At 66.8% G+C, this 15,265-nt stretch carries 14 protein-coding genes; 10 read left to right on the forward strand and 4 right to left on the reverse strand.

Translation table 11 applies throughout. From position 1 onward, the window contains the following. Positions 1-63 precede the first annotated feature (63 nt). The 5 genes from ACSQ3Q_RS21815 (at position 64) to ACSQ3Q_RS21835 (ending at position 4,685) form a co-directional block, all read left to right on the forward strand. Complete coding sequence (locus ACSQ3Q_RS21815) at positions 64-1,020, forward strand: MBL fold metallo-hydrolase (protein WP_436136412.1); 957 nt, start codon at positions 64-66, stop codon at positions 1,018-1,020. A 197-nt stretch (positions 1,021-1,217) separates the two neighbouring features. After that, positions 1,218-2,870 carry an FAD-dependent oxidoreductase gene (locus ACSQ3Q_RS21820; protein ID WP_436136413.1) on the forward strand — a complete coding sequence of 551 codons (1,653 nt, stop codon included), beginning with the start codon at positions 1,218-1,220 and terminating at the stop codon, positions 2,868-2,870. Positions 2,871-2,889: 19 nt separating this feature from the next. Then, positions 2,890-3,153, forward strand: a complete 264-nt coding sequence (locus ACSQ3Q_RS21825) for a DUF2783 domain-containing protein (RefSeq protein ID WP_436136414.1) — start codon at positions 2,890-2,892, stop codon at positions 3,151-3,153. Between the two features lie 101 nt (positions 3,154-3,254). Further along, positions 3,255-4,223 carry a Bug family tripartite tricarboxylate transporter substrate binding protein gene (locus ACSQ3Q_RS21830; RefSeq protein WP_436136415.1) on the forward strand — a complete coding sequence of 323 codons (969 nt, stop codon included), beginning with the start codon at positions 3,255-3,257 and terminating at the stop codon, positions 4,221-4,223. A 192-nt stretch (positions 4,224-4,415) separates the two neighbouring features. Continuing rightward, entirely contained in the window at positions 4,416-4,685 is a 270-nt protein-coding gene (locus tag ACSQ3Q_RS21835; RefSeq protein ID WP_436136416.1) for a hypothetical protein, read from the forward strand. On the opposite strand, the gene ACSQ3Q_RS21840 is transcribed toward ACSQ3Q_RS21835, so the two are convergent. From ACSQ3Q_RS21840 to ACSQ3Q_RS21850, 3 genes are read right to left on the reverse strand one after another with little or no spacing between them, the layout of a single operon-like run. Continuing rightward, positions 4,682-5,254 (reverse strand): DUF2062 domain-containing protein, encoded by a 573-nt coding sequence (locus ACSQ3Q_RS21840; protein WP_436136417.1) that lies wholly within the window; start codon positions 5,252-5,254, stop codon positions 4,682-4,684. The genes ACSQ3Q_RS21835 and ACSQ3Q_RS21840 overlap by 4 nt on opposite strands. A 7-nt stretch (positions 5,255-5,261) precedes the next feature. Continuing rightward, on the reverse strand, positions 5,262-5,423 hold the full coding sequence (locus ACSQ3Q_RS21845; RefSeq protein WP_436136418.1) for a hypothetical protein: 162 nt from the start codon (positions 5,421-5,423) through the stop codon (positions 5,262-5,264). An 18-nt stretch (positions 5,424-5,441) separates the two neighbouring features. After that, a complete protein-coding gene (locus ACSQ3Q_RS21850; RefSeq protein ID WP_436136419.1) occupies positions 5,442-6,425 on the reverse strand; it encodes a TerC family protein in 984 nt (327 codons plus the stop codon). A 165-nt stretch (positions 6,426-6,590) separates the two neighbouring features. Between ACSQ3Q_RS21850 and ACSQ3Q_RS21855 the strand changes: the two genes are divergently transcribed. Beyond that, positions 6,591-7,493, forward strand: coding sequence for a LysR family transcriptional regulator (locus tag ACSQ3Q_RS21855; protein WP_436136420.1), 903 nt, complete (start codon positions 6,591-6,593; stop codon positions 7,491-7,493). 169 nt (positions 7,494-7,662) lie between these two features. Next, positions 7,663-9,240 (forward strand): MFS transporter, encoded by a 1,578-nt coding sequence (locus ACSQ3Q_RS21860; protein WP_436136421.1) that lies wholly within the window; start codon positions 7,663-7,665, stop codon positions 9,238-9,240. A gap of 42 nt (positions 9,241-9,282) precedes the next feature. Here the strand turns inward: ACSQ3Q_RS21860 and ACSQ3Q_RS21865 are convergent, their stop codons facing one another. After that, the gene (locus ACSQ3Q_RS21865) at positions 9,283-10,131 is read right to left on the reverse strand and encodes a helix-turn-helix domain-containing protein (protein WP_436136422.1); all 849 of its coding nucleotides are present in this window, start codon (positions 10,129-10,131) and stop codon (positions 9,283-9,285) included. A gap of 82 nt (positions 10,132-10,213) precedes the next feature. Between ACSQ3Q_RS21865 and ACSQ3Q_RS21870 the strand changes: the two genes are divergently transcribed. The 3 genes from ACSQ3Q_RS21870 to priA all read left to right on the forward strand — a co-directional run bounded on the left by ACSQ3Q_RS21870 (position 10,214) and on the right by priA (position 15,200). Next, entirely contained in the window at positions 10,214-11,209 is a 996-nt protein-coding gene (locus ACSQ3Q_RS21870) for an MBL fold metallo-hydrolase (protein WP_436136423.1), read from the forward strand. A gap of 54 nt (positions 11,210-11,263) precedes the next feature. Further along, positions 11,264-12,376: a uroporphyrinogen decarboxylase gene (hemE, locus tag ACSQ3Q_RS21875; RefSeq protein ID WP_436136424.1), complete on the forward strand. Its 1,113-nt coding sequence runs from the start codon at positions 11,264-11,266 to the stop codon at positions 12,374-12,376. A 694-nt stretch (positions 12,377-13,070) separates the two neighbouring features. Beyond that, positions 13,071-15,200 carry a replication restart helicase PriA gene (gene priA, locus ACSQ3Q_RS21880; protein ID WP_436136425.1) on the forward strand — a complete coding sequence of 710 codons (2,130 nt, stop codon included), beginning with the start codon at positions 13,071-13,073 and terminating at the stop codon, positions 15,198-15,200. The last annotated feature ends 65 nt before the right edge of the window (positions 15,201-15,265 follow it).

Genomic DNA, 15,265 nt, shown 5'->3' on the forward strand with positions numbered 1-15,265 from the left:
ATTTGACTACGATCAAATCATTCTTTTTAGATAAATGCATTCACCTATAACGAATTCCCCGCCATGACCACCAAGACCTTCGCCTCCGCCGCCGACCTGGAAGTCAAGAAGGTGAGCTTCGACAAGCTCTCCGACCATGCCTATGCCTACACGGCCGAGGGCGACCCCAACACCGGGATCATCATTGGCGACGACGCCGTGATGGTCATCGACACCCAGGCGACGCCCGTCATGGCGCAGGACGTGATCCGCCGCATCCGCGAAGTGACGGACAAGCCCATCAAGTACGTGCTGCTGTCGCACTACCACGCGGTGCGCGTGCTGGGCGCCAGTGCCTATGGGGCCGAGCACATCATTGCCAGCGAGGACACGCGCGATTTGATCGTCGAGCGCGGCCAGTTCGACAAGGACAGCGAGATCGGCCGCTTCCCGCGCCTGTTCCAGAACGTGGAAAGCGTGCCCGACGGCCTGACCTGGCCGACCATGACCTTCAACAAGAAGATGACCCTGTGGCTGGGCACGCTGGAGGTGCAGATCCTGCAGTTGGGCCGCGGCCACACCAAGGGCGACACCGTGGCTTGGCTGCCGCAGGAAAAGATCCTCTTCAGCGGCGACCTGGTGGAGTTCGACGCCACGCCGTATGCGGGCGATGCGTACTTCCAGGACTGGCCACAGACCCTGGACAACCTGGCCGCCCTGAAGCCCGAGAAGCTGGTGCCCGGCCGCGGCGCCGCGCTGCAGACGCCCGAGCAGGTGCAGGCCGGCCTGGCCGGCACGCGCGCCTTCATCAGCGACCTGTACGAGAGCGTGAAGGCGAGCGCTGCGAAGGGCGAAGACCTGCGCAAGGTCTACGAGGCTACGTTCGCCCGGCTGCAACCCAAGTACGGCCACTGGGTGATCTTCAACCACTGCATGCCGTTCGACGTGACCCGCGCCTACGACGAGGCCACGCAGTACCCGGACCCGCGCATTTGGACGGCCGAGCGGGACGTGCAGATGTGGAAATCCCTGGAAGGTTGAATAGAGAACAACCCCCTGAGGCGCTGCGCGCCTTCCCCCTTCTCTCGCACCGCTGCGCGCTGCGGGAAGGGGGACGACGCCCTCGCTGCTGCGGGGCGGCCCTGGCTTGGCGTCCCTCGCTTGGGGCTGCGCCAGTTGCAAAGGTCCGTTCCCAGAGCAGCGCCCGGCTCGATCCAAGACACAAAGGCCATGACGCCATGAACCCCAGAGACATTCCCGCTAAGGCCTTTCGCGCCAGCGGTGCCGAGGTGCAGGCCCTCGAATTCGGCTACGTGCGCTCGCCCGACCAGGACAGCACGACGCCCGAAGCGCACCCCGTGGTCATCGTGGGTGCAGGGCCCGTGGGCCTGTCGCTGGCCATTGACCTGGCGCAGCGCGGGCAGCGTGTGGTGGTGCTGGACAACGACCACAAGCTCTCCACCGGCTCGCGCGCCATCTGCTTTGCCAAGCGCACGCTGGAGATCTGGGACCGCCTGGGCGTGGGCCAGCGCATGGTGGACAAGGGCGTGTCGTGGAACGTGGGCAGGGTGTTCCTGCAGGGCGAGCAGCTGTACGAGTTCAACCTGCTGCCCGAGACCGGCCACGAACGCCCGGCCTTCATCAACCTGCAGCAGTACTACGCCGAGGCCTACCTGGTGGAGCGCGCGCTGCAGTTGCCTGGCATCGACATCCGCTGGCACAACCAGGTGACTGGCGTGGAACAGCGCAACGACAGCGCACTGCTGACCATTGCCACGCCCGAGGGCGACTACCGCATCGATGCCCAGTGGGTGGCCGCGTGCGACGGATCACGTTCCCCGATGCGGCAGATGCTGGGCCTGGAGAGCAAAGGCCGCATCTTCAAGGACCGGTTCCTCATCGCCGACGTGAAGCTCGCCGGAGGTGCAGAGTTTCCGACCGAGCGCTGGTTCTGGTTCGACCCGCCGTTTCACCCCGGCCAAAGCGTGCTGCTGCACCGCCAGCCCGACAACGTGTGGCGCATCGACTTCCAGCTGGGGTGGGACGCCGACCCCGAGGAAGAAAAGAAGCCAGAGAACATCCTGCCCCGTGTGCAGGCGCTGCTGGGGCCCCACGCGCAGTTCGAGCTGGACTGGGCGAGCGTCTACACCTTTGCCTGCCTGCGCATGGACCGCTTTGTGCACGGCCGCGTGATTTTTGCCGGCGACAGCGCCCACGGTGTGTCGCCCTTCGGCGCACGCGGCGCCAACAGCGGCGTGCAGGATGCGGAGAACCTGGCCTGGAAGCTCGACTGGGTGCTGCAGGGTCACGCCAGCGCTGCGCTGGTGGCCACCTACGGCCCCGAGCGCGAATACGCCGCCGACGAGAACATTGCCAACTCCACGCGCGCCACCGACTTCATCACGCCCAAGAGCGAGATCAGCCGGCTGTTCCGCGACGCCGCACTGCACCTGGCCCGCGACCATGCGTTTGCGCGGCGCATCGTCAACAGCGGGCGCCTGTCGGTGCCGGCCACGCTGCATGCATCGCCTTTGAACACGCCCGACACCGACGCCTTTGCGGGCACGCAGGTGCCGGGCGCCGTGTTGCTGGATGCGCCACTCGCACGCCAGGACCAGCCCACTTGGCTGCTGCGCACGCTGGGGCCTGAGTTCACGCTGGTCGTCTTTGGCGCTGCACCGGCGTGGGCGTTTGGCATGCCGCAGGTGCAGGTGCTGCAGATCGGCGTGGACGTGCTGGACACCGAGGGTCTAGCCAACCAGCGGCTGGACGCCCTGCCCGGCACCGCCTACCTGGTGCGCCCCGACCAGCATGTCTGCGCCCGCTGGCGCGCGCCCACTCAAGCTGCCGTGCGCGCGGCCTTGGCCCGGGCCACTGCGGCCCACGCCTGAATCCAAGGAGCTCCCAAACATGCTCAATACCCAGCCCCATCTGCAGGCTTGCGATGACTTTTATGAAGCGCTGATCAACGCGCACCAGGGCCTGTCGACCGCCGAGAGCCATGCAATGAACGCGCGCCTGGTGCTGCTGCTGGCCAACCACATCGGCGAGCAGGCCACGCTGTGCGACGCGCTGCGGCTGGCGCGCGGCACGGTGGGCCTGAACACGGCCACCGCCAATGCTGCAGACCGCCAGGCCATCACACCGGTCCTGCCCTCGCACGCCATGGCCTGAACGCCGGCCCGGACCCTTTTCCCCCGGCCGCAGCAGCATCGCAAAGACGGTGCACTGCAGCCCCTGCCTCGACCGCATCACAACAACCCGGAGACAAAACCATGCTGCGCAAACATTTCCTCGCCACCCTCGGTGCCCTGGCACTCGCCCCACTGTCCCTGCCCGCCACCGCCCAAGACCAGAAGCCGCTCGAATGGGTGGTGGGCTACGCCGCCGGCGGCGGCTCCGACATCGTGGCGCGCACGATTGCCGAGTCGATGTCGGCGACGCTGGGTCGGCCCATCGTCATCAACAACAAGCCGGGCGCGGGCACCAACATCGCCGCCGAGTACAGCGCACGCAACAAGGACTACGGCAACCTCATCTTCTCGGCCGACTTCGCCACGCTGGCGGCCAATCCGTTTTTGTTCAGCAAGCTCAGCTACAACGCCGAGAAGGACTTCCAGCCCGTGGGGTTGCTGGTGCGCTTCCCGATGTTCCTCGTGGTGTCCAACAACGTGCCAGCCAAGAATCTCAAGGAGTTCATGGCCTGGGCCAAGGGGATGCCTGATGGCGTGAACTGGGCGTCGGCCGGGCCAGGTAGCCCGCACCATCTGGTGGGCGAGCTGTTTCGCGAGCAGAGCGGCCTCAAGCTCACCCACGTGCCCTACCGGGGCGCAGCCCCTGCGATCCAGGATGTGATCGGCGGCCAGGTGCCCGCGATGTGGATCGACAGCGCCACGGTGTACCCGTTCCTGGCCAGCGGCAAGGTCAAGGCCATTGGTGTGGCCAGCCCGCAGCGTGTGGGCACCATGCCCGATGTGCCCACCATTTCAGAGCAAGGCCTGCAGGGCTTTGAGGGCTATGCCTGGCAAGGTGTGGTGGCGCCCACCGGCACCCCGCCCGAGGCGGTGGCGAACTTCAGCAAGGCGCTGCAGACCGCCCTGGCCGACACGCGCACCAAGGCACGCCTGCAGGCCCTGGGCGTGGAGCCCATGCCCGGCACCGCGGCGCAGATGGGCAGCTTTGCGCGTGCCGAGCGGGAGAAGTGGGGCCGGGTGATCACCAAGGTGGGCGTGAAGCTGGACTGACGCCGCCCTCAGCACCGCCAACGTCAGCATTTTTTTTGGCGGCCTTGAATCCTTTTGCGACGGCGGCCGCTCTTTGCAGGGATGCCGCGTTTTGTACGGCAGCCAAGGAAGCCCCATGTCGTATCAAAAGAGTGTTGGAACCAGGGCGCGGGCAGCACGCAGCGTGACCGGCGCAGCGCAGGGGCCCGTGCGATGAAGCTGCTGGCCAAAAGCGCGACAGGCATTTTCGCGAGCCGCAGCCTGGCGGGGCACCTTCTGCGCGGCGGGGTCGCGTTCGGGTGCCTGTATGGGGCATGGCTCCACCAGCATCAGGCCCCGTGGCTGGCATTGCTTGCCGGGGCGATTGCGCTGGTGGCGATGCGCGGCTGCCCCATGTGTTGGACCATCGGCCTGGTGGAGACGCTGGCGCAGAAGTTCAGGAAGAAGGAGAACCGGCCTGATACCGGCCCGGCGAAGCCCTAAGACCGCAGCCCCGACGCCTGCCGAGAGCGCACCAGCCGGCGCTTGCGTTGCCATGCCGGTGCCAGCCACATCAGCTGCACCGCCGCATACCCCAGCGCCGCGAGCAGCAGCCCCAGCGTGGGCAGGCCGACCAGCAGCGGTGTGCCCAGCGCCTGGATCCAGGCGGCCATCGCCTGCACTGAAAAATCACCTCCCGGTGCCACGCTGCTCCACGGGGGCAGCGTCTGGGTACCAGGCATCACCAGCGCACCCAGGTAGAAGGCCAGCGCATACAGCGGCACGGTGGTGAAGGGGTTGGTGTAGAACGTCGCCACCCCGCCCGCCACGACGTTGCCCCGCAGCCAAGCGCACACCAGCAAGGTGCCGGGGATCTGCAGCGGGCCGGGGATGAGCCCGCAAAACATGCCAGCCGCCACACCGCGCGCCAGGGGCTGGCGCTGAAAGCGGAACAGCTCGCGCCGCTCCAGCCAGGGGCGCAGGCTGGCCAGCCAGCTGCGGTCCAGGTGCGTGCGCGCCCGGGGTTCCAGGCCGCGCAGCCAGCGGCGCAGGGTGCACAGCATGGACATCATGGCGCGGTCAGTTCCAGGCAAAGGCGGCAGCGGTGCCCGCGCCGCACAGCGCCGACAGCGCCATCAGCAGCCGCACATCGCGCTGCTCGTTGCCCGCCCGGTGGGCGATGACGGTGGCGGCGACGAGGCCGCCCAAGAGAAACAGCAGCACAGAGTCGAGCAGTTCCATGGCGTGTGTTCCTTGCGGTCAGTCCTTGGGGGGCAGGGCCTGTGCGGGCTGCTGGGTGTTGCCACCCGAGCTGCGCAGCGACAGGAAGATGGAGCCTGCAATCAGGCCGGCTGTCACCAGCAGGGCATAGCCGATCGGGATCTTGACCAGGTCGATGAGCAGCATCTTGCCACCGATGAAGATCAGCACCAGCGCCAGGCCATAGGCCAGCAGATGGAAGCGGTCGGCCAGGTCAGCCAGCAGGAAGTACAGCGCACGCAGGCCCAGGATGGCGAAGATGTTGGCCGTGAGCACGATGAACGGGTCGTTGGTGATCGCGAAGATGGCCGGGATGCTGTCGACCGCGAAGATGATGTCGGTGGTGCCGATGAGCACCAGCACCACGAACAGCGGGGTGTAGTGCTTCACGCCGTTGATCAGCGTGGAGAGCTTCTCGCCGTCGAACTGGTCGGTGATGCGGATGCGCTTCTTGAGCAGCTTAAGCACCGGGTTGGTGGCGATATCAGGCTCCTGGCCCGCAGCGAACCACATCTTGGCACCCGTGACCACCAGGAACGCGCCGAACACGTACAGCAGCCAGTGGAAGGTGGCCAGCAGCCAGGCGCCTGCCAGTATCAGCAGCGTGCGCAGCACGATGGCGCCGATGATGCCGATGATAAGCGCGCGCTTTTGGTACTGCGGCGGCACGGCAAAGTAGCTGAACAGCATCAGGAAGACGAAGATGTTGTCGATCGACAAGCTCTTTTCGACCAGGTAGCCGGTGATGAACTGCATCGACACCGTGTTGGCCACCTCGCGGCCCTGGCTGCTGTCGAGGTACCACCAGAGGATGGCGACGAACACGAACGCCAGCGAGAACCACAAGAGGCTCCAGCGCAGCGCCTCTTTCATCGTGACCTTGTGCGCGCCCTGGCGCTCCATCACCAACAGATCGACGCCGATCGCGACGACCACAAAGACGGCAAAACCCGCCCACATCCACCAGGTTCCTATGGTTTCCATGATTTATAGCTCCGAGGGGAAAAATGTTTCATCGGGCAAGACCTGCCGATGACTGGACGGACTGTAGGGGCGGAATCGATTCTTAAAAACCTGTCATATCAGTACCATTGGTTCGGTTTTTACGAACCAACGCCGCGGCACCGTGGTGCCGATTGCGAGGAAATCATGAGCCAGAGCTTCAACTACCGCCATCTTTTTTACTTCTGGGTCGTGGCCAAGGAAGGCGGCATCGCCCGCGCTGCCGAGCGGCTGGACATGGCCGTCCAGACCATCAGCGCCCAGGTGCGCGAGCTGGAAAAGGCCCTGGGCGTGAGCCTGCTGCGCACCGAGGGCCGCAACCTGGTGCTCACCGACGCCGGCGTGGCCGCGCTGCACGAGGCCGACCACATCTTTGCGCTGGGCGAGCTGCTGCCCGTGCGCGTGCGCGAGGCCGCCAGCGGCCAGACGCTGCGGCTGAACCTGGGCATCTCCGACGGCATTGCCAAGCTGGCGGTGCACCGGCTGCTGACCCCCGTGCTGGACGAGCCCCACCTGCGCCTGCTGTGCCACGAAGGCGAGTTCCAGCCGCTGCTGGGAGAGCTCGCGCTGCACAAGCTCGATGCGGTACTGGCCGACCGCGCCGCGCCGCCCAACCGCGCCCTGCGCACCACCAGCCAGCTGCTGGGCACCAGCGCCATCGCCTGGTACGCGCCGCGTTTGTGGGCCGATGCGGCAGCCCACAACTTCCCGCACAGCCTGGCAGTGGTACCCGTGCTGCTGCCCACCGACCACGCGGCCATGCGCGCCCGCATCGACCACTGGCTGGAGCGCGAACGCATCCGCCCACGCATCGCCGGCGAGTTTGAAGACAGCGCCCTCTTGAGCACCTTTGCGGCCACCGGCATGGGCGTGATGCCCGCGCCCGTGTCGCTGGGCGAGCACCTGGCGCACACGCATGGCCTGGTGCAGGTGGGCACCACACCGGACGTGCAGGAGCAGTTCCACCTGATCTACAGCGCGCGCAAGGTGATGCACCCGCTGCTCACGCGGCTGCTGGAGGCGGGGAAAAGCGGGACGCTATTAAATTAATAGCTATTAGCGCTTACACATCAAGCGCTAGAGTCCATTTTTGCTTGATTTTTTACCCCTCGGGGCACCCCGGCCAGAGAAGTCCACGCACTACGCGCCAAAGCGATATCCTGTGCATCCTTAGTAATTTGTCGGCCGCACCACCCGCCGCTGACCGGTGCCTCATCCCATGTCGACGTCCACCTCGCTCTGGAGCCCTCTGCGCCAACCCGCCTTTCGGGGCCTGTGGATTTGCGGTGGCGTGTTCTTCATCGGCAGCGGCATGCAGACCATGGCGGCCGCCTGGCTCATGGTGGAGCTCACCGGCTCGTCGTTCCTGGCGGCGCTGGTGCAGACGGCCGTGTTCATGCCGATGTTCCTGCTGGCACTGCCCGCCGGAGTGCTGGCCGACACCACGGACCGGCGCCGTTTGATCTCTGGCGCGCTGATGGCGCAGGTGGCAGCCTGTGCACTGCTCACGCTGCTGGTGCTGGGCGGATGGGGCGGGCCGGCTTCGGTGCTGTTCCTGGTGTTCATCTGCGGCTGCTGCACCGCCGTGCTGACGCCGGCCTGGAATTCCTCGGTCATCGACCCTGTCCCGCGCGAAGAATGGCCCCAGGCCATCACTGCGGTCAGCATTGCCTACAACGCAGCGCGCGCCATCGGGCCGACGCTGGCAGGGCTGGTGTTTGCCCAGCTGGGCGCGGGCTGGGTGTTCGCTGTCACGGTCACCACCACCCTGGTGATGTGGGGGTCCATCCGCCGCTGGCCGCCCAAGGCCCACCCGCCCTCCAAGCTGCCCGCCGAGCGCCTCTGGGGCGGCACTTTGAGCGGCCTGCGCTTTGCATGGCACTCGCGCATCATCCTGGCGCAACTGGTGCGGGTGATGGCGTTCAGCGCCGCGGGCTCCGCCCTGTGGGCCCTGCTCCCCGCCATCGCCCAGCGCCTGGGCACCGGGGCGCCGGGCTTTGGCCTGCTGATGGGCTGCCTGGGCACCGGCGCGGTGGCCGTGGGCCTGGTGCTGGGGCGGCTGCGCGCGCGGTTTGGCATGGAGATCATCGTGGGCGTGGGCGGCGTGGTGTTTGCCCTGGCCATGCTGGTGGCGGCGCTGACCAAGATCGCTTGGGTGGTCTACATCGCCATGCTGTTTGCGGGCGCGGCGTGGATGTCGGCCATGTCCACCTTCAACACGGCCACGCAGGCCAGCGCGCCGCAGTGGGTGCGATCGCGCGCGGTGGCCATGCACATGGTGGCGGCGCTGGGGGCGTTTGCGATGGGCTCGGCGTTCTGGGGCGCAGCGTCCGACATCGTCGGCCTGGCGCCCACGCTGTATGTGGCAGCCGCTCTGATGAGCGTGGGCCTGCTGCTGGCCAAACCCATGCCGCTGCGCATGGGCGCGCTGCACGAGGTGACGCAGGCCACGCCCTGGGACGAACTTTTTATCGAGGCCGAGCCCCTGCCTGAGGCCGGCCCTGTGGCGGTGGAGGTGGGTTACCGCATTGCGCCGGGCACCGACGCCGAGTTCCTGGACACCATCAGCCGCATGAAGGCGCCGCGCCGGCGCGACGGTGCGACCTTCTGGCGCGTGTACAAGGACCTGGGCGAGCCCTCACGTTATGTGGAGCGCTTCATCGTCGAATCCTGGGCCGACTACCTGCACCAGCGCGCCCGCGCCACCATGGCCGACCAGACGCTGGAGACCGAGGTGCGGGCGTTCCTCGCCCCCGGTGAAGTGGTGCGCATGTCGCACTACATCGCAGAGCGGTAGTTCGCTCGTACGCCGCCAGCCACCTCGCGACGCAAGCCTGGCTCAGCCGCGCCGAAAGTACCGCGCCGGCGTGTCGCCAAACGCTTGCTTGAACACGGTGATGAACCCCGACACGTCCAGATAGCCGACTTCGAGCGCCACCTCGGTCACGCTGCGGCCCTGGCTGAGCCATTGCATGCCTTTGAGCAGGCGCAGCTGCTGGCGCCACTGGGCAAAGGTCAGCCCCGTTTCCTTGGCAAACAACCGAGCGGCGGTGCGGGCGGTCATGCCGCAGACGGTGGCCAGTTCATCGAGCGTGCGTGCATCGGCGGGCTGCGCCCGCAGCGCGGTGGTCAGGCGCACCAACCGCGGGTCGGCCGGCGTGGGCAGGTACGACGGCACAGTCTCCAGGTTCGGCAGGCGGTCCAGGATGACCGCGATCAGGCGTTCCTCCCGCCCGCCCAGCGGGTAGTCGGTGCCAAATGTGGCGGCCTCGGCCAGCAGGGCGTCGAGCAACGGACCGACCGTAACGACGCCTGGCTCCGACGGGGTATCGGCAGCGCCGGGTTTCACGTACAGCGTGCGCAGCCACACCGGGCGGTCGGCGGCCACCTTGTGGACCATGCCGGGCGGCAACCAGACCGCGCGGTGCGGCGGCACGATCCAGGTACCGCGCTGCGTGTGGGTGGTCAGCATGCCTTCGCAGGCATAGACAAACTGGGCGCTCTGGTGGGCGTGCCAGTGGCCGTCAAAGGGCGGGTAGCGGTCGGACACCACACAGACTGCGCGCCCGGCGGTATCGGCATCGATCGGGTTGGCAAGCACCGACGAGGCCAGCGCCGCAGTGCGCGGCCTGCGGCGGCCCAACGCAGGCGCCTGGGCAGCGTTCGTTGCGTTTGTCTGTTTGGGCATATTTTTTGTCGTGGTGCGCCGAGACGGCCAAGCCTCGCGAATTTACCTTAGAGGCTCATTTCCACTTCATTGAGCCCACACCATGATTGCCTCGCAATTCGCCTGTTTTTCGAGCCCCTTCCGGCCCCTGCGCCGCCCCCGCGCTCTGCGCGCGCTGGCGGCCATCGCCCTCACCTTCGCTGGCGCCACCTCCTGGGCGGGCACCGTGCACGTCTTCACCTCCGACGCTGCCGGTTTCAACACCCACTCCGTCTGGTACGACGACGGCCAGGAAGTGACGGTGGTCGATGCCCAGTTCACCCCCGCCCATGCCGAGGCGCTGCTCGCATCCATCCGCAGCCAGACGAAATCACCTGTGACCCGCGTGGTCGTGACACACCCCAACCCCGACAAATTCAACGGCCTCTCGGTGTTCCACGCCCAGGGCATCGAGAGCATCGCGTCGGCCACGACCGCCGCCGCCGTGCCGGGCACCGACGCGTACAAGCGCCATTTCTGGGTGCACGTTGCCAAAGCGTTCACCGACGCAACCTACCCGCGCGCAGAGGCCATCAAGACCACGTATTCCGGCCAGCACCGCATCACGCTCCAATCGGGCGAAACGATCACGCTGTTTGAGCTGCCCCAGCCGGGCATCTCCAGCAACCAGACCGTGGTGCGCTTTGACCAGACCGGCGACCTGGCCGTGGGGGACCTGGTGCACACGCGCACCCACGCCTGGCTCGAAGGCGGCATCGTGAACGGCAAGCCCCTGCCCACGCTGGCCGGCTGGAAGGCCGGGCTGGCCGAACTGCCCCGCCTGGGCACCGGCAAGGTCTACGGCGGGCGCGGCAGCTTTGTGCCCGTGGCGCAGGCGGTGGCCGAGCAGACGGCCTACCTCGACAAGGCCGACGCAGTGGTGACGGGCTACATCCACCGCCTGGGCAGCCGCGCCAGCGAGCTGAGCGACCCCGCACGCCAGGGCGCGCACCACCAAGCCATCCAGGCAGAAATGGCCAAGGCCTTCCCCAGCTATGCAATGCCCGACCTGGTGGGCTACAGCGTCTACGGACTGGTGCAGTACAAGCTGGCGCATTGAAGGGTGGATGCGCGCCGGGCAGGGCAGCGGCGCGCCCCCTGCGACAATCGGGCCATGAGCTTTGCCCCCCTCTCCAACGACACCTTCCTGCGCGCCTGCCGCCGCCAGGCCACCGACTACACCCCCCTGTGGCTCATGCGCCAGGCGGGCCGCTATTTGCCTGAATACAAGGCCACGCGCGCCAAGGCCGGCAGCTTCATGGGCCTGGCCACCAACGTGGATTACGCGACCGAGGTGACGCTGCAGCCGCTCGAGCGCTTTCCGCTCGACGCGGCCATCCTGTTCAGCGACATCCTCACCGTGCCCGACGCCATGGGCCTGGGCCTGTCGTTTGCCGAAGGCGAGGGCCCGCGATTTGCCAAACAAGTGCGCGACGAGGCCGCGGTGGATCAGCTGGCCGTGCCCGACATGGACAAGCTGCGCTATGTGTTCGACGCCGTCACCAGCATCCGCAAGGCCTTGAACGGCCGTGTGCCGCTGATCGGCTTCTCAGGCAGCCCCTGGACCCTGGCCTGCTACATGGTCGAAGGCAAGGGATCGGACGACTACCGCCTGGTCAAGAGCCTGATGTACGCGCGCCCCGACCTGATGCACCGCATCCTGGCGATCAATGCCGATAGCGTGGCCGCCTACCTCAATGCGCAGATCGACGCGGGCGCACAGGCCGTGATGGTGTTTGACAGCTGGGGCGGCGTGCTGGCCGACGGCGCGTTCCAGGAGTTCAGCCTGGCGTACACCAAGCGGGTTCTGGCACAACTCAAGCGCACCGGCGTGGACGGCACCGACGTGCCGCGCATCGTGTTCACCAAGGGCGGTGGCATCTGGCTGCCCGACATGAATGAGCTGGACTGCGAAGTGCTGGGCCTGGACTGGACGGCCAACCTCGGCCAGGCCCGCGCCATCGTGGGCGGCCCAGTGGGCGGCCCCGGCAAGGCGCTGCAGGGCAACATCGACCCCAACGTGCTGTTTGCGCCCCCGGCGCAGATCGCCACCCAGGTGCGCCATGTGCTGGACAGCTTCGGCAAGCCCCACACCGACCGCAGCACGACCGGCCCCACGCACATCTTCAACCTGGGCCACGGCATCAGCCAGTTCACACCGCCCGAGCATGTGTCGGCGCTGGTCGAGGCCGTGCACAGCCACTCGCGAGCGCAGCGGCAGGGTTGAAGCGTGTTGGACTGGCCTGCCACCCCGCGGGCCAGCTGTGCGCCCGCAGCGCAGGACTTATGCACAAATCTGGAGCAGCGCAAGCAATCAATGCGCAGTCGTGCACACCCAGGGGACGGCCCCGAAAAGATTCTCAACCACTTCGTAAGTCGTTGATTTCAAAGGAAACGCGGGGCCTGCGTTTTTTGCAGGCATTCCAGCGAAAGCACGGTATTTCAAGGGCTGGCGCGGCAAACAATGGAGATATCAACAAAGTTATCCACAGAAACTCTGGATTTCTTGCAAAACCCCAGACAAATCAAGCACTTGCGGCTTACATCTCAGAACCAGTCGAACCCAGGTGATCCTGGCTAGCACAAATTTGGGGCTTTCTTGGGTCTTGACGGCGGACCGATGTTCGACTTATGCACACAAATCTTGATGCGGCGCAACATACTCCGGCCGCCGAGGCTTAGCACAGAATTTGCACGCAAAATCCTTCAGATGATTGATTCATAAGGATTTTTTGGCACTGCCAAATTTGTGGGCAATTTGTTCAGGCCCAGTATTCATGCGGGTCTGCGGGGCACGCGGGCAGGATGTCAACAAAGTTATCCACAGAAAATCGGGATTACTCACAGCGCCTATCAAATCAAGCACTTAGCCGCCAAAGCTCCACACCGCCTCCACAAGCACCTGTAACTCCCCATAGCCTGTGTCTATCTCTTTTGCCATCGTCCACGTTGCGCTGCACACGCCGTCCCACAGCGGCGTGGGGGATTTGCTCAGCTACGCCAGCGAGCAGCCCCTGCCCCCGGGCACCCTGGTGCGGGTGCCGCTGGGCAAGCGCGAGGTGCTGGGTGTGGTGTGGGATGCCGAAGACGCCACGGGCGAGCTGCCCGAGGGCGCGGCCATGCGCCCCATTGCGGGCGTGCTGGAGGGCGTGGAGCCACTCAGCCTGCCCTGGCGCCGGCTGGTGGCTTTTGCCGCGCGCTACTACCAGCGCGCACTGGGCGAGATCGCCCTAGCCGCCCTGCCCCCGCAGCTGCGCGACCTGCAACCCGAGCAGTTGGCCCGCCGGTTGCGGCGCCCGGCCAAAGGCATGGGGGCGGGAGCGGACGAAGTTGCTATACAAAACATAGCACTCACCCCAGAACAGGAAAGCGCCAGGGCCCGAATTTCCTCAGAATCCGGCCCCTTCCTGCTGTTTGGCAGCACCGGCAGCGGCAAGACCGAGGTCTACCTGCGCTGCGTGCAAGAGGCGCTGGAGTCTGACCCCACGGCCCAGGCGCTGGTGATGGTGCCCGAGATCAACCTCACGCCCCAGCTGGAGGAGCGCTTTACCTCCCGCTTCGCCCCGCGTTTTGGCAGCCAGGCCGTGGTCTCGCTGCACAGCGGCATGACCAACCCGCAGCGCCTCAAGAGTTGGCTGGCAGCGCACAGCGGCGTGGCGCGCATCGTGCTGGGCACGCGCATGGCGGTGTTCGCCAGCCTGCCGGGCCTGAAGATCATCGTGGTCGACGAGGAGCACGACCCCAGCTACAAGCAGCAGGAAGGCGCCCGCTACTCGGCGCGCGACCTGGCCATCTGGCGCGGGCGCGAGCAAGGCGCCAAGGTGTTGCTGGGCTCGGCTACGCCGTCGCTCGAGACCTGGCACGCCAGCCGCCCGGCCACGGCGGATGACCCCGAAGGCGGGCGCTACGTGCGCCTGGCCATGCCCAGCCGGATCGGCGCTGGCGCCCTGGCTCGGGTGCGCCGCGTGGACATGAACCAGCAGCCGCGCCGCGCCATCTTCAGCGCGCCGTTGCTGGCCGCCATCACCGAGCGCGTGGCGCGCGGCGAGCAGAGCATGGTGCTGCTCAACCGCCGGGGCTACGCCCCCGTGCTGCACTGCGCCGACTGCGGCTGGAAGAGCGACTGCCCGCACTGCAGCGCGCACCAGGTCTTCCACAAGGCCGACCGTACCCTGCGCTGCCACCACTGCGGCTACACGGTGCGCGTGCCCCGTGCCTGCCCCACCTGCGGCAGCCCGGACATCCATTCCATGGGCCGGGGCACCGAGCAGCTTGAAGAACAGCTCGGCGACCTGTTGTCCGAGGTGCTGCGGCCCGACCGCACCCCCGCCCGCATTGCCCGCATCGACGCCGACACCACCAAGGCCAAGGGATCGCTCGAGGCGCAGCTGGCGCAGGTGCATTCGGGCGAGGTGGATGTGCTGGTGGGTACGCAGATGATCGCCAAGGGCCACGACTTTCGGCGCATCACGCTGGTGGCCGCAGTGCAGCCCGACGGGGCGCTGTTTTCGAGCGACTTCCGGGCGCCCGAGCGGCTGTTTGCCCTTCTCATGCAGGCCGCCGGCCGCGCGGGGCGAGACGCCGCCTACATGGCCGCCCAGGGCACGCAGTGCGAGATGTGGGTGCAGAGTTTTCACCCCAAGCACCCGGTGTACGAGGCGCTGCGCACCCACGACTACCCGGCGTTTGCCGCCCAGCAGCTCCAGGAGCGCGAAGAAGCCGCCATGCCGCCCTTCGCCTTCCAGGCTTTGGTGCGCGCCGACGCCCGCACGCAGGAAGTCGCGCAGGGCTTCCTCACCGCCGCCACGGCTGCCGCGCACGCAGCCGCCCTGCCAGGGCTGGAGGCTGTGACGCTGTTCCCCCCAGTGCCGCTGACCATCCAGCGCGTGGCCAATGTGGAGCGCGCGCAAATGCTGATGGAAAGCAGCAGCCGCGCCGCGCTGCAGCGGTTTTTGGCGGCGTGGCAGCCGGTGATGCAAGCCACCCGCAGCGCGCCCGAGCACAAGGGGCTGGTGCGCTGGCTGGTGGATGTGGATCCGCTGGTGATTTGACCGTTCATATTAGTCTCATGTTCACTGCACGTGAACATAAAAATATATTGAACACAGTCAAGTGT

This window comes from Acidovorax sp. LjRoot129 (genome assembly GCF_964253765.1).
Classification (GTDB): domain Bacteria; phylum Pseudomonadota; class Gammaproteobacteria; order Burkholderiales; family Burkholderiaceae_C; genus Acidovorax.

Coding starts and splice junctions, on each gene's coding strand:
- ACSQ3Q_RS21865 (WP_436136422.1), bottom strand. CDS start 10,131: ATGCCCAAACAGACAAACGCAACGAACGCTGCCCAGGCGCCTGCGTTG.
- ACSQ3Q_RS21840 (WP_436136417.1), bottom strand. CDS start 5,254: ATGATGTCCATGCTGTGCACCCTGCGCCGCTGGCTGCGCGGCCTGGAA.
- ACSQ3Q_RS21855 (WP_436136420.1), top strand. CDS start 6,591: ATGAGCCAGAGCTTCAACTACCGCCATCTTTTTTACTTCTGGGTCGTG.
- ACSQ3Q_RS21830 (WP_436136415.1), top strand. CDS start 3,255: ATGCTGCGCAAACATTTCCTCGCCACCCTCGGTGCCCTGGCACTCGCC.
- ACSQ3Q_RS21850 (WP_436136419.1), bottom strand. CDS start 6,425: ATGGAAACCATAGGAACCTGGTGGATGTGGGCGGGTTTTGCCGTCTTT.
- ACSQ3Q_RS21825 (WP_436136414.1), top strand. CDS start 2,890: ATGCTCAATACCCAGCCCCATCTGCAGGCTTGCGATGACTTTTATGAA.
- hemE (WP_436136424.1), top strand. CDS start 11,264: ATGAGCTTTGCCCCCCTCTCCAACGACACCTTCCTGCGCGCCTGCCGC.
- ACSQ3Q_RS21845 (WP_436136418.1), bottom strand. CDS start 5,423: ATGGAACTGCTCGACTCTGTGCTGCTGTTTCTCTTGGGCGGCCTCGTC.
- ACSQ3Q_RS21815 (WP_436136412.1), top strand. CDS start 64: ATGACCACCAAGACCTTCGCCTCCGCCGCCGACCTGGAAGTCAAGAAG.
- ACSQ3Q_RS21860 (WP_436136421.1), top strand. CDS start 7,663: ATGTCGACGTCCACCTCGCTCTGGAGCCCTCTGCGCCAACCCGCCTTT.
- ACSQ3Q_RS21870 (WP_436136423.1), top strand. CDS start 10,214: ATGATTGCCTCGCAATTCGCCTGTTTTTCGAGCCCCTTCCGGCCCCTG.
- ACSQ3Q_RS21820 (WP_436136413.1), top strand. CDS start 1,218: ATGAACCCCAGAGACATTCCCGCTAAGGCCTTTCGCGCCAGCGGTGCC.
- ACSQ3Q_RS21835 (WP_436136416.1), top strand. CDS start 4,416: ATGAAGCTGCTGGCCAAAAGCGCGACAGGCATTTTCGCGAGCCGCAGC.